Raw genomic sequence first — 13,213 nt, forward strand, 5'->3', positions numbered from 1 at the left:
CGTCGCTCACCGTGCCTGACTGTTCGCTTCTCCGCCCGCGAGGCGATTCCTCACGTTCATTGCTACGGCGCGGCTGATCGGCCTCGCGTGCGTCGCTCACCGTGCCTGACTGTTCGCTTCTCCGCCCGCGAGGCGATTCCTCACGTTCATTGCTACGGCGCGGCTGATCGGCCTCGCGTGCGTCGCTCACGGATACTGCCCCTTCTAGTCCGTACGTCCCCGACGGCCGACCATGATCGCGGCCGCGCAGGACAGAACGCCCACCATAGCGAGCACCCACTCGGGGATCGCACCGACGCGGTCGGCGAGGGTCTTGCCGTCACGCAGCGGGATGCGAGCGGTGAGCACATCCTCCGTGAATTCTTTCGTCCGCTGCTCGATCGTGCCATCCGGCGAGACGACCGCGCTGATTCCGCTCGTGGCCGCCGTGATCACCGGACGGCCGTGCTCGATCGCGCGCAGCCGGGACATGACCAGCTGCTGCTCGGGCTGGCCGCTGCGCCCGTAGGTGGCGTTGTTGGTCTGGACGACGATCGCGCGGGCGCCCGCGTTGACCGTGTCGCGGACGATCTCGTCGTACGCGACCTCGAAGCAGATCGCATCGCCCAGCCGGGCCGGGCCGACCGTCAGCACACCGTTGTGGTCGCCGGGGTAGAAGTCGCGCGGCACCCGCTGGAGCCGGGTGATGACCTTGCTGAGCTGCTGCCGGAACGGCACGTACTCGCCGAAGGGCACCGGGTGCTGCTTGGTGTACGAGGCGCCGGGGCCGCTCTTGGGGTCCCAGACGATGCCCTGGTTCTCCACATAGCCCTTCTTGGTGGGGTGGTCCACCAGGGCGCCGACCAGCACGGGGACGTCGATCGCCTTCACGGCCTCGTCGATCCGGGCGTAGGCCTCCCGGTACTGGAAGGGATCCAGGTCGGAGGCGTTTTCCGGCCATATGACGAGGTCGGGCTTTTTGATCCGGCCCGCCTTGACGTCCTTCGCCAGGCCGAGGGTGGCGTTCACATGGTTGTTGAGAATCTTCATCGGGCGGCCAAGGAAGTCCATACCCGCCTGCTGCACATTGCCCTGGACGACGGCGATGTCGACCGAGTCGGCGGCGGCGGTCGGGATGGGCACGGCGTTCCCGGCCACGGTCACGGCCGCGGCGACGGCCACCGCCACGGCGGCGGGCAGGGCGCCGCGCGGTGAGAAGCCCTGAGCACCGCGCAGTCGCCACAGGGCGAGCGCGGCGGCGGCGAGCGCGCCGCCCGCGAGCGCGACGCCGAAGCTGACCAGTGGGGCGCCGCCGAGCGCCGCGAGCGGGGTGAAGGGCGACCCGGTGTTCGCGAAGGCCAGCCGCCCCCAGGGGAAGCCGCCGAAGGGCGTCCGGTCGCGGGCCCACTCCTCGGCGACCCACAGACAGGCCGTCCACAGCGGCCACAGGGCCCGCACCGGCAGCCGGGAGACCAGGGCGAGACCGGCGCCCAGAAGCGCCAGGAAGGCCGCCTGGATGACGGACAGGCCCACTACCGCGTCCCAGCCGACGACACTGAGCCACTTGAGCAGCAGGACGAAGAACGGCACCCCGAAGGCGAAGCCCGTCCAGGCGCCCTGGCCGGCGGTCCGGCCGTGGGTGAGCAGGGCGAGGGCGGCGACGGACAGCAGGGACAGCGGCCACACCCCGAACGGCGGGAAGGCGAAGCCGAGCGCGAGGCCGCTCACGGCCGCGAGCGCGCTGCGCGGCGTCTCACGGCGGGCCAGAGCGCCCAGGCGGCGCAGCTTGCCGGGCCGCGCCGTGGCCTGGCTGTCGCCGTCACGCGGCGTCGCGGCCTCTCCGTCGCCGTCGTGGGGCGCGGCGGCGGGCCCTGGCCGGTCGGCCGGGCGGTCTGCGGCCGGCCGGCCTGCGTCCGGTCCGGACGAGGCGGCTTCGGCGGTGGTGTCGGAACCCGAGGGCACGGTGCGGCCTTCCTGCAAGTCGTGCTGTGGTGAGGTGACCGTATAACGCGGGCCCGAAGGTGTGGCCCCGAGGTGCGGAAAGTCGTCTCGGGGTGCGGAACGCCTCGGCCGGGGTGAGGGTTCCCGGGCTCGGCATAACGCGGGCCCGAAGGTGTGGCCCCGAGGTGCGGAAAGTCGTCTCGGGGTGCGGAACGCCTCGGCCGGGGTGAGGGTTCCCGGGCTCGGCGGCGCCGCCCCCGCGTATCGGGGGCGGACCGCCGTGTGCGCGTGCGGAGTGGGGGCCCGACGCCCTTCGGGCCGACCTGGGACCCGCCGGCTGCGGGTCGACCGAGAGCCGTTGTCTACTGAGCGTCCGGGCCCCTCCCGGGTCGCACCTGCCGACCCGGCGATCCCTCCCTCGCCCCCGTGCGCTGGACCTGGCTCCCAGTGGTGGCGCACCGGTGCGGCGCGTCTCCCTCTGGCCCAGCGGCGTTCGACGACTGCGTGAAGATTCCCCGGTCGGGCGTCCAGTGGTGGACTCGGCCGAACCTACCGGCCACCGACCGCACCCTGTCAACAGCCGCATGACCTGCGCCGTTTCCTCAAATGACCAGGTCAGTACGGACGGTGTTCAGATGCCACGACAGGCCGGGGGATCATCGTTCGGCGGTACGAGGGGCCTGTTCGTCACTCGTCCGGACGGAGATGGACCGTACGCCCGGACACCACCGTGCGCACGCACACGGGCAGTTGACCGCCGGGGGTGAGGTCGGGCAGACCGGGCGTGCCCGAGCGCGGATCGGTCGACCATCCGGCGACGCGCGTGTCGGGGACCTGGACGACGAGCTCGCCGGTCCGCCAGATCGCGTAGTCGGCGGGCGCGCCGGGCACCAGCACGCCCGCGTCATCCCGTCCGATGGCCCGCCATCCGCCGCGGGTGTGGGCGGTGAAGGCGGCGCGTACGGAGATCCGGTGCTCGGGGGTGCGGTGGAAGGCGGCGGCGCGCACGGTGCCCCAGGGGTCGAGCGGGGTGACGGGGCTGTCGGAGCCGAGCGCCAGGGGCACACCGGCACGCAGCAGCGCCGCATACGGGTTGAGGGTGCGGGCCCGCTCGGGGCCGAGCCGCTGGGCGTACATGCCCTGCTCGCCGCCCCAGGCGGCGTCGAAGGCCGGCTGGACGGAGGCGGTGAGGCCGAGCTCGGCGAAGGCCGCGATCGTCTCGGGGGTGAGCATCTCGGCGTGTTCGACGCGGTGCCGGGCGGCGCGGACGCGGCCGAGGCCGACCTTGTCGGCGGCGGCCCGTACGCCCTCGACGACGGCCGTGACGGCGGCGTCGCCGATGGCGTGGAACCCGGCCTGGATCCCGGCCTCGGTGCAGGCGATGACATGGGCGGCGACGGCCCCCCGGTCGAGATAGGCCGTGCCGGTGTGCGGCGTGTCGGCGTACGGCTGGTGCAGACACGCCGTGTGGGAGCCGAGCGCGCCGTCCACGAAGAGGTCGCCGGCCGCGCCGATGGCGCCGAGCGCGCGCACCTTCTCCAGGTCGGCGGCGCTGCTCGCGGCCTCGGCCCAGTAGCCGTGGACGCGCGGGCCGGCCTCCCCGGCGGCGAGCCGCAGCAGCCCGGTCAGGTCCTCCTCGGAGGAGATGTCGGGGCCCGCGCACTCATGGACGGAGCCGATGCCCAGCGAGGCGGCGCGGGCGAGGGCGGCACGCTGGGCCTCGGTGCGCTGGGCCTCGGTCACGCTCGCCTGGGCGGCGGCGCGCACGGCGTGGTGTGCGGCCGCGGTCAGGGGCGCGTCGGGGTGGTAGCCGGCCAGGCCGGTGACGTCCAGGACGAGGTCGAGCAGCGCGGTGGTGACGACGGCGGAGTGCACATCGGCCCGGCTGAGGTACAGGGGTCGGCCGCCGGTGGCATCGTCGAGCTCGGCACGGGACGGCGGGCGTCCCTCGGGCCAGCGGCTGGCGTCCCAGCCGTGGCCGAGCAGGATCCGGTCGGCGGGGCGGGCGGCGGCGTGGGCGCGCACCCGCGCGAGCGCGTCGGCGAGCGTACGGGCGTCCGAGAGGTCGAGTCCGGTGAGGGCGAGCCCGGTCGCGGTGGTGTGCACATGCGCATCGGTGAACGCGGGGGTCACCAGCGCCCCGTCCAGCTGGATGACCTCGTCCACGCCATCCGAGAAGCTGTCCGCGGCCCCCTCGGAGCCCACCCAGGCGATGGTGCCGCGGTCGACGACCATTGCGGTCGCGAACGGATCGGCGGGGCTGTGCACCTCACCACCGCGCAGCAGGACGGTACGGCCTTCGGCGGCGGCCGGGTCGGGGTCGGGGCTCGGGTGGGTCACGGCGGGGGCCTCGCGGGATCGGTTGCTCAGACGCGCGGCGGGCGCGCCTCATAGGGGGTGGAGAGGACGACGGTGGTGCGGGTGGAGACGCCGGCCAGCGAACGGATCCGGCTCAGCAGATGCTCCAGCTCCAGCGGCGTGGCGACCCGCACTTTCAGGATGTAGTTCTCATCGCCCGCGACGCTGTGACACGCCTCGATCTCGGGCACCTCGGCCAGCCGGTCGGAGATGTCGTCGGGGGCGCTGGGGTCGAAGGGTTTGACCGAGATGAAAGCGGTCAGGGGAAGCCCCACGGCTTCCGGGTCGACGACGGCGGCATAGCCGCGGATCACTCCCCGCTGTTCCAGACGGCGGACCCGCTGATGCACGGCCGATGTGGACAGGCCGGTGGCCTTGCCCAGGTCCGTGTAGCTCATCCGCCCGTCCTTGACGAGCAGCTCCACGATTTGTCTGTCCAACTCCTCCACAGCCGATCACCTTATGTGGTCGGGGGCGCTCCGGCACAGCGGGCGGCATACGCCGGCCCGCGCCGTGGTGCGCCGCATCCGCGAGAGGCATGTGACGAACGCCACATCTACTGATGAGCGTCCTATGAGATGCCGCGATTACCTATGCGGCGCCGAGGGAAATGCTTGCTGTGGCTGAGGCCGACGCGCCCGGCCGGCTCACCCGAGGGGGAAACTCATGCCCTACCTTGAGCGCCTCGACGAAGGCGACATGGACATCGACGACAACGAGACCTATGAGATGTTCCGGGTCACCTGCCCGGACTGCGCGCGGCCCATCGCGCTCCTCGCCGACGAGGACGTTCTTCCGGAGCACGCGCTGTGCTCCTCCCCGTGGGACCCGTTCGGGCTCACGGTGTGTGCCGGTACCGGGCGCAAGGCGGCGGACGCCCTGCCCGCGGACGCGACGCGCGGCGCCCATGAGCAGGACGCCGCGCTGCTGCTGACGCTGCCGGCGGGCCTGGACTGGCGGATGCAGCCGTTCTCGCACATCGGCGGCCCGGGGTCCTGCCCGGTCAGGACGCCGACGTCGAGCCGGTAGGTCCGGCCCGCCTTCTGGGTGCCCCGCCGGGGGCACCTCCCAGCGGTAACTGGGGAGAACCGAGCCGCGGAAAAGAGGGGGCGCGCCGCGCCCCCTGACCGAACCTCGCGGCGCCCCCTGACCGAACCTCGCCTCAGCTGCTCTCCGGACCCGCCACGGCGCGGGCGATGACGACGCGCTGGATCTGGTTGGTGCCCTCCACGATCTGCAGCACCTTCGCCTCGCGCATGTAGCGCTCCACCGGGAAGTCCACCGTGTAGCCGTATCCGCCCAGCAGCTGGACGGCGTCGGTGGTGATCCGCATCGCGGCATCGGTGCAGAACAGCTTGGCCATCGCCGCCTGCTTGGAGAACGGCCGCCCCGCGTCCCGCAGCCGCGCCGCCGCCAGATACAGGGCGCGCCCGGCCTCGATCTGGGTGGCCATGTCGGCGAGCGTGAAGCGCAGGCCCTGGAAGTCGGCTATCGGACGGCCGAACTGCCGGCGCTGCGCGGTGTACGCGAGCGCCTCGTCCAGCGCCGCCTGGGCGACGCCGATGGCGCAGGCCGCTATGCCCAGACGTCCCGCGTCGAGGGCGGACAGGGCGATGGCGAACCCCTGCCCCTCCTCGCCGATCCGGCGGGCATCGGGGATCCGGACCCCGTCGAAGTGGATCTGGGCGGTCGGCGAGCCGTTCAGACCCATCTTGTGCTCGGGTGCGGCGGCCGAGAGCCCGGGGGCGTCGCCGGGGACGAGGAAGGCGCTGATGCCCCGGGTGCGCTCGGCGCCGGTGCGGGCGAGCACGGTGTAGAAGTCGGCGATGCCGCCGTGGGTGATCCACGCCTTGGTGCCGTCCAGCCTCCAGCCGTCGCCGTCCCGGGTGGCCCGGGTGGTGAGCCCGGCGGCGTCGGAGCCGGAGGAGGGCTCGGAGAGGCAGTACGCGCCGAGCAGTCCCCCGCCCAGCATCGCGGGGAGGTGCTCGGTCAGCTGCTCCTTGCCGCCGTAGCGCGCGAGCGCATGGCAGGCCAGGGTATGCACGCTGACGCCGAGGCCGACGGTGAGGCGGGCCGCGGCGAGCTCCTCGAGGACCTGCAGATAGACCTCGTACGGCTGGTCGCCGCCGCCGAACTCCTCGGGGTGGACGAGCCCCAGCAGTCCGGACTCGGACAGCAGGGTGAACAGCTCGCGGGGGAAGCGGCCGGCGGCCTCCTCCTCGGCGGCATGGGGCTTGATCTCCCGCTCGATCAGCTCGCGGACGAGCGAGATCAGGTCGCGGGCCTCCTCGGTGGGCAGCTCGCGCTCCACCGGCTGCGGGCCGTGGTCGGTCATGGCGGCGCTCTCCTCTCCCCTTGTAGGGCGCGGCGGCGGCGTGCGCCGGGGTGAGGCGGCGCCGCCGGGTGGTTGCCGCACCGCCGGTCCTCCCGGTCGGGTCGCGAACGGGTGATGACCTGCACTGCGGCGGTTGGAGTATGCCCGATCGGCGGCCGTCCGTCACCGGTTGATCGATCTTCAACCAACTTTGCGCGTACACGGCGCATTGGTCCAAACCATTGACCCCACTGGTCTAGTCCTTCTACCGTTTGCCCACCGTGCCCTTCGCGTTCATGTCAAGCTTTGCTCAGGTCGTCGGGCACCTCACTCCCCTCACCCCCCACCGAGGAGATCCCATGCTCAGACCACGCGGACTGCTCGCCGCGATAGCGGCGATCTGTACGGCGGTACTGGCCGCCACTCTGCTCGCGGGCTCGGCCGCGGCCGGTGAACCCCTGAGCGCCGGCACCGCGAAGACCGCCCCCAAGGCCCCCGGGACCCCCCACCCGAAGGCAGCCGGCAACAAGGTGGTCGGCTACTTCACCGAATGGGGCATCTACCAGCGGAACTACCACGTCAAGAACGTCGAGACCTCCGGGTCGGCCGCCAAGCTCACCCACATCAACTACGCCTTCGGCAATGTCACCGGCGGCAAGTGCGCCATCGGCGACGCCTACGCCGACTACGACAAGGCGTACGACGCGGCGTCCAGCGTCGACGGCACGGCGGACACCTGGGACGCGGGCGCGCTGCGCGGCAACTTCAACCAGCTGCGCAAGCTGAAGAAGCTGCACCCGAACCTCAAGGTGCTGTGGTCCTTCGGCGGCTGGACCTGGTCCTCCGGGTTCGGCGAGGCCGCCAAGAACCCCACCGCCTTCGCCCAGTCCTGCTACGACCTGGTCGAGGACCCGCGCTGGGCGGATGTCTTCGACGGCATCGACATCGACTGGGAGTACCCCAACGCCTGCGGCAACACCTGCGACACCAGCGGCAAGGACGCCTTCGAGAACCTGATGGCCGCGGTGCGCGCCAAGTTCGGCTCGTCCAACCTGGTGACCGCGGCGATCACCGCGGACGCCTCCTCCGGCGGCAAGATCGACGCCGCCGACTACGCGGGCGCGGCGCAGTACGTCGACTGGTACAACCCGATGACGTACGACTTCTTCGGCGCCTGGGCCGCCCAGGGCCCGACCGCCCCGCACTCCCCCCTCAAGCCCTACAGCGGCATCCCGCAGCAGGGCTTCACCACCGACGACGCCATCCAGAAGCTCAAGGGGCTCGGCGTCCCGGCCTCGAAGCTGCTGCTGGGCATCGGCTTCTACGGACGCGGCTGGAGCGGCGTCAGCCAGGCAGCCCCCGGGGGCACGGCGACCGGCGCCGCCCCCGGCACCTACGAGGCGGGCATCGAGGACTACAAGGTGCTCAAGAGCTCCTGCCCCGCCACCGGCACGGTCGCCGGGACGGCGTACGCGCACTGCGGCGACCAGTGGTGGAGCTATGACACCCCCTCCACCATCGCCGGGAAGATGAGCTACAAGCAGCAGCAGGGCCTGGGCGGCACCTTCTTCTGGGAGCTCAGCGGCGACACCTCCAATGGTGAGCTGATCAAGTCCATCAGCTGACCGACCCGTACGTACGCGCAGGGCGGGGAGCCGCGATCCGGCTCCCCGCCCGTCGTTGTTTCCGGACGGTTCCCGAACGCGGCGTGTTCCGACTATTGCGGGGCATCCGCCTCACAAGTAAATGTGGCGGCACGGGCGGCCCCCACCGCCTGGTGCGTATGGACCAAAGGAACGATCATGAGCTCCGAGCAGTGCCCGAGCTGCGGCGGCCGGCTGGCCGTCAACCAGGACGGGTGGAAGATCTGTCACTCCTGCGGCTATGCCTCCCCGCCCGGCGTCGTGCCCGCCCCGTCCCCGCCCACCTGACCCAACTCCCGCGATCCCTGCCCCCCCGTACCGCTGAATGAGGACCCGTGGTCAATCCCTGGCTGGCGATGGCGTCCGGCACCGATCCGGCGGAGCGCACCCGCGCCGTACGCCGCGCCCATGAGACCTTTCTGGCGGAGGGGGCGCTGGGCCCGACCGTCCGCCCGGTGGTGGCGGACTCCTGGCGGCGCTCGGCGGACGCCCGGGTCGCACAGGAGTGCGTGGCACCGATCGAACTGGCGGACGACGCGCTGGAGGCGTACCGGGCGGAGCATCCGCTGGCCCGGGTGATGCCGCTGTTCCGGGAGCTGCTGGGGACCATCGCCTACGACGCGGCCCATCTGCTCGCGGTCTGCGACGAGCAGGGGCGCATGCTCTGGGTCGAGGGGCACACCGGCGTACGCGACCGGGCCGAGCGGATGAACTTCGTGGCCGGGGCGCGCTGGGACGAGCCCCACGCGGGCACCAACGCGCCCGGGACGGCGCTGACCCTGGACCACGCGGTGCAGATCTTCGCCGCGGAGCACTTCAACCGCAGCGTGCAGCCGTGGACGTGCGCCGCCGCCCCCGTCCACGATCCGCACACCGGGCGGCTGCTGGGCGCGGTGGACCTCACCGGCGGCGACCATCTGGCCGCCCCGCACAGCCTGGCCCTGGTGCAGGCGACCGCGCGCGCCGCCGAGGCCCAGCTGGCCGCGGAGGCGCCCAGGACGCGGGAGCCACGGAGGTGTCTGACGGCGCTGGGACGCGATGAGGCGCTGCTGGTCACCGACGGCCGGCGGGTGCGGCTCGGGCGGCGGCACAGCGAGATCATGGTGGTGCTGGCGGGCCATCCGGAGGGGCTGACCGGGGACCGGCTGGCGCTGGAGCTGTACGGGCCCCGGGCGGACCGGCAGCCCGCGGTGACGCTGCGGGCGGAGCTGTCGCGGCTGCGCCGGCTGGTGGGCCCGCTGCTGGCGTCGCGTCCGTACCGGCTGTGCGAGCCCGTACGGACCGATATGGCGGCGCTGAGCGAGGAGTTGGCGGCTGGGGACGCGTATGCGGCCCTGCGGGCGTATCCGGGGCCGCTGCTGCCGCTGTCGGAGGCGCCGGGGGTGTGCCGGATGCGGCGGGTGCTGGAGGACGGGGTGCGGCGGGCCGTACTGTCCCGCCGCGATCCGGAGCTGCTGCGGCGGTGGACGCAGACACCGTGGGGCGAGGACGATCTGGAGGTGGCGGAGGCGCTGCTGACCGCCCTTCCGCCGCACTCGCCCCACCGGGCGGCACCGGCGGCGCGGGTGCGGCGGCTGCGCGAGATGTACGGACTGGCCGGATCCGCTCGCCGGGACGCAACGTCCGCGCAACGTAGCGGTGTCTAGCGTCGTTGCCGTACGGGACCAGTGAGGGACCACCACGGGAGGGCCGCCCCATGACGCGTTACGCAAACCCGGGCTCCGAGGGCTCGGTCGTCAGCTACCAGCCACGCTATGACCACTGGATCGGCGGGGAGTACGTACCGCCCGCCCAGGGCCGCTACTTCGAGAATCCGAGCCCCGTCAACGGGCAGCCGTTCACCGAGATCGCCCGGGGCACCGCCGAGGACGTCGACCGGGCCCTGGACGCGGCCCACGCGGCCGCCCCCGCCTGGGGCCGTACCGCGCCCGCCGAGAGGGCGGCGGTGCTGCTCAGGATCGCCGATCGGATGGAGCAGCATCTGGAGGAGCTCGCGGTCGCGGAGAGCTGGGAGAACGGCAAGCCGGTGCGCGAGACGCTGGCCGCCGACATCCCGCTGGCCATCGACCACTTCCGCTACTTCGCGGGGGCGATCCGGGCGCAGGAGGGCAGCCTCTCCGAGATCGACGACGACACCGTCGCGTACCACTTCCATGAGCCGCTGGGCGTGGTCGCCCAGATCATCCCGTGGAACTTCCCGATCCTGATGGCCGCCTGGAAGCTCGCCCCGGCGCTGGCCGCGGGCAACGCGGTGATCCTCAAGCCGGCCGAGCAGACTCCCGCCTCCATCCATGTCTGGATGAGCCTGGTCGCCGATGCGCTGCCGCCGGGCGTGGTCAACATCGTCAACGGCTTCGGGGCGGAGGCCGGAAAGCCGCTGGCCTCCAGCCCCCGGGTGGCCAAGGTCGCCTTCACCGGGGAGACCACGACCGGCCGGCTGATCATGCAGTACGCGAGCGAGAATCTGATCCCGGTCACGCTGGAGCTCGGCGGCAAGAGCCCGAACATCTTCTTCGACGATGTCTCGGCCTCCGACGACGACTTCCTGGACAAGGCGCTGGAAGGGTTCACGATGTTCGCCCTCAACCAGGGCGAGGTGTGCACCTGTCCGTCGCGGGCGCTGGTCCAGGAGGGCCACTACCAGGCGTTCATGGACGCGGCCGTGGCCCGTACGGAGAAGATCGTCCAGGGCCATCCGCTGGACACCGACACCATGATCGGCGCCCAGGCGTCCAATGACCAGCTCGAGAAGATCCTCTCGTATCTGGACATCGGCAAGCAGGAGGGCGCCCGCATCCTCACCGGCGGCGAGCGCGCCGAGCTCGGCGGTGAGCTGGAGGGCGGCTACTACGTCCGGCCCACGATCTTCGCGGGCGCCAACCATATGCGGGTCTTCCAGGAGGAGATCTTCGGCCCGGTGGTGGCCGTGGCCCGGTTCACGGACTTCGACGACGCGATCAAGATCGCCAATGACACGCTGTACGGGCTCGGCGCGGGCGTGTGGACCCGTGACGGCACGGCCGCGTACCGGGCCGGGCGCGCCATCCAGGCGGGCCGGGTGTGGACGAACTGCTACCACGCCTACCCGGCACACGCCGCCTTCGGCGGCTACAAGCAGTCCGGAATCGGCCGTGAGAACCACAAGATGATGCTGGACCACTATCAGCAGACGAAGAACCTGCTGGTGTCGTATTCGCCGAAGAAGCTCGGCTTCTTCTAGACGCACGAAAAAAGGCGCCTGACCTGGCTTTTCACCCGTCAGGCGCCTTTCGCTCAACTCGCTCTGGACCGAGCCCGGCTTGCGTGCTGACTCCCAATTCCTCCCACGGCTGTACCCCTCCTGACCAGTGCTTCCGGACCAGTCACGGACCAAACCCCCGGTTCAGCCTTCGGGTACGTCACCTTGGCTGACGCGCTGCCACTCGTTCATGGACTGCTCGATGAGGCGGTTCGCCTGCTCTCGAAGGCCGTCAAGGAACTTGGCGTAGTGACGAGAGAGAACCTCGATGCTCTGGCCGGCGCGGCGGGCGCACTCGGCCGGGCCCACTCCCGAGTAGAGCCAGAGCGAGTCCGAGCGTCACATGACGGCTTCGAGGGCCTTGAGAAAGCGGGGGTCGGCCAGCACCGTCCCTGACGAGGTCATGCCAATCACTGAATGTGGCCGGGCCGTCACGGTTTTGCCCCCGGCGGCATGGGCACCCGCCGCTTGGGCGGACGTCACGGGCCCTGGAACGACACGCCCCGGCGCGGCGCAGCGCATGGATGCGGACCCGGACACGGCATGAAATCGCCGGAGGATCGCATGACACAACCGACAGTTCCCTCAGCCGGCGCACCCGTGGACGTCGAAGGCAGGGCGCAGCGGCCGTTCTCCGAGCACGTGGCCATGGCCAGGGCGTATCCCGGCGGCAGGATGACCGTGGGCGCCATCACGCCCCTGGAGGGCTTCGACGGGCCCGTGCCGTCCCTGGCCGGGCACATCGAGCGGATCCAGCAGGCCGAGCGGGCCGGCTTCGCCTCGGTGTGGGTCCGTGACGTGCCGCTGCTGGACCCGAGCTTCGGGGACGCCGGGCAGGTCTTCGACCCGTGGGTGTACCTGGGGCAGCTCACCGCCCGCACCACCTCGATCACGCTGGGCACCGCCAGCATCGTCATGCCGCTGCGGCATCCATTGCACACCGCCAAGGCGGCCGCCTCGGTGGACCAACTGTCAGGCGGACGGCTCCTGCTCGGGGTGGCCACCGGCGACCGGCCCGTGGAGTTCCCGGCCTTCGGTCAGGACCTGGGCGGCCGGGCCGAGAGGTTCCGGCAGTCGCTGGAGTACTTCCGTGTCGTCCTCGAGCACCGTTTCCCGCACGTTGAGTCGCCGCTCGGCCGGATGCGCGGCACCGATCTGCTGCCCAAGCCGGTGTACCGGCGGATCCCCGTACTGATGACGGGACGCGGCAGGCAGGACGTCCGGTGGATCGCCGACAACACGGACGGCTGGCTGTACTACACCCCGCCGCTCCAGCAGCAGGCCGAGAACATCGAGCGGTGGCGGGAGCTGACCCGGGGCGACGGCGGTGGGTTCAAGCCGTACGCCCAGGCCACCTACCTGGACCTGACCGAGGACCCGCTGGCCCTGCCCCGGCGCATCCACCAGGGCTTCTCGGTGGGCCGGGTGTCGTTCCTGGCGATGATGCGGGCCTGGCAGGACATCGGCATCGACCAGCTGATGATCAACTTCAAGCACAGCCGCCGCCCGGTCGCCGAAGTGATCGACGAACTGGCCGAGCACGTGCTGCCGCACTTCCCGCCCGGGCGCTCCGAGGCGCGCGGCGAGCACCGTGTGTAGAGCGGAAGATCCAGCCGCTTGAGGTCGATCACCTGGGTGTCGGCGCCCGCCTCGGCCGCCCCCTCGACCGCCACACACAGTGCGGTGAGGCTGGTCGACGGGGTGCGCTGCGAACCCCCCATTCCGACGACGAGGCGAGGA

At 71.8% G+C, this 13,213-nt stretch carries 10 protein-coding genes; 6 read left to right on the forward strand and 4 right to left on the reverse strand.

Features of this window, described 5'->3' with window-relative positions:
• Positions 1–204 precede the first annotated feature (204 nt).
• The 3 genes from lnt to ABZU99_RS06460 all read right to left on the reverse strand — a co-directional run bounded on the left by lnt (position 205) and on the right by ABZU99_RS06460 (position 4,727).
• Entirely contained in the window at positions 205–1,941 is a 1,737-nt protein-coding gene (lnt, locus tag ABZU99_RS06450) for an apolipoprotein N-acyltransferase (protein WP_356043410.1), read from the reverse strand.
• A gap of 666 nt (positions 1,942–2,607) precedes the next feature.
• Positions 2,608–4,260 (reverse strand): amidohydrolase, encoded by a 1,653-nt coding sequence (locus ABZU99_RS06455; protein WP_356043413.1) that lies wholly within the window; start codon positions 4,258–4,260, stop codon positions 2,608–2,610.
• Positions 4,261–4,286: 26 nt separating this feature from the next.
• Positions 4,287–4,727, reverse strand: a complete 441-nt coding sequence (locus ABZU99_RS06460) for an Lrp/AsnC family transcriptional regulator (RefSeq protein ID WP_009713557.1) — start codon at positions 4,725–4,727, stop codon at positions 4,287–4,289.
• 217 nt (positions 4,728–4,944) lie between these two features.
• Here ABZU99_RS06460 and ABZU99_RS06465 point away from each other — a divergent pair, with 217 nt between their 5' ends.
• Positions 4,945–5,307: a hypothetical protein gene (locus ABZU99_RS06465; RefSeq protein WP_355941458.1), complete on the forward strand. Its 363-nt coding sequence runs from the start codon at positions 4,945–4,947 to the stop codon at positions 5,305–5,307.
• A gap of 133 nt (positions 5,308–5,440) precedes the next feature.
• Here the strand turns inward: ABZU99_RS06465 and ABZU99_RS06470 are convergent, their stop codons facing one another.
• Positions 5,441–6,613: an acyl-CoA dehydrogenase family protein gene (locus ABZU99_RS06470; protein ID WP_356043416.1), complete on the reverse strand. Its 1,173-nt coding sequence runs from the start codon at positions 6,611–6,613 to the stop codon at positions 5,441–5,443.
• 338 nt (positions 6,614–6,951) lie between these two features.
• Between ABZU99_RS06470 and ABZU99_RS06475 the strand changes: the two genes are divergently transcribed.
• The 5 genes from ABZU99_RS06475 to ABZU99_RS06495 all read left to right on the forward strand — a co-directional run bounded on the left by ABZU99_RS06475 (position 6,952) and on the right by ABZU99_RS06495 (position 13,072).
• Positions 6,952–8,217 (forward strand): glycoside hydrolase family 18 protein, encoded by a 1,266-nt coding sequence (locus ABZU99_RS06475; protein ID WP_355941452.1) that lies wholly within the window; start codon positions 6,952–6,954, stop codon positions 8,215–8,217.
• Positions 8,218–8,394: 177 nt separating this feature from the next.
• A complete protein-coding gene (locus ABZU99_RS06480; protein WP_356043419.1) occupies positions 8,395–8,523 on the forward strand; it encodes a hypothetical protein in 129 nt (42 codons plus the stop codon).
• A 47-nt stretch (positions 8,524–8,570) separates the two neighbouring features.
• Positions 8,571–9,881 (forward strand): GAF domain-containing protein, encoded by a 1,311-nt coding sequence (locus ABZU99_RS06485; protein WP_356043422.1) that lies wholly within the window; start codon positions 8,571–8,573, stop codon positions 9,879–9,881.
• A 50-nt stretch (positions 9,882–9,931) separates the two neighbouring features.
• Positions 9,932–11,455 (forward strand): aldehyde dehydrogenase family protein, encoded by a 1,524-nt coding sequence (locus tag ABZU99_RS06490; protein WP_356043425.1) that lies wholly within the window; start codon positions 9,932–9,934, stop codon positions 11,453–11,455.
• A 582-nt stretch (positions 11,456–12,037) separates the two neighbouring features.
• Positions 12,038–13,072: an LLM class oxidoreductase gene (locus ABZU99_RS06495; protein ID WP_355941440.1), complete on the forward strand. Its 1,035-nt coding sequence runs from the start codon at positions 12,038–12,040 to the stop codon at positions 13,070–13,072.
• Positions 13,073–13,213: the final 141 nt, after the last annotated feature.

Source organism: Streptomyces sp. NPDC005266, from assembly GCF_040607655.1.
Lineage (GTDB): Bacteria > Actinomycetota > Actinomycetes > Streptomycetales > Streptomycetaceae > Streptomyces.

Bases quoted from the DNA above. Each gene is read 5' to 3' on its own strand.
- ABZU99_RS06490 (WP_356043425.1), top strand. From the start codon at position 9,932: ATGACGCGTTACGCAAACCCGGGCTCCGAGGGCTCGGTCGTCAGCTAC.
- ABZU99_RS06465 (WP_355941458.1), top strand. From the start codon at position 4,945: ATGCCCTACCTTGAGCGCCTCGACGAAGGCGACATGGACATCGACGAC.
- ABZU99_RS06470 (WP_356043416.1), bottom strand. From the start codon at position 6,613: ATGACCGACCACGGCCCGCAGCCGGTGGAGCGCGAGCTGCCCACCGAG.
- ABZU99_RS06480 (WP_356043419.1), top strand. From the start codon at position 8,395: ATGAGCTCCGAGCAGTGCCCGAGCTGCGGCGGCCGGCTGGCCGTCAAC.
- ABZU99_RS06495 (WP_355941440.1), top strand. From the start codon at position 12,038: ATGACACAACCGACAGTTCCCTCAGCCGGCGCACCCGTGGACGTCGAA.
- ABZU99_RS06475 (WP_355941452.1), top strand. From the start codon at position 6,952: ATGCTCAGACCACGCGGACTGCTCGCCGCGATAGCGGCGATCTGTACG.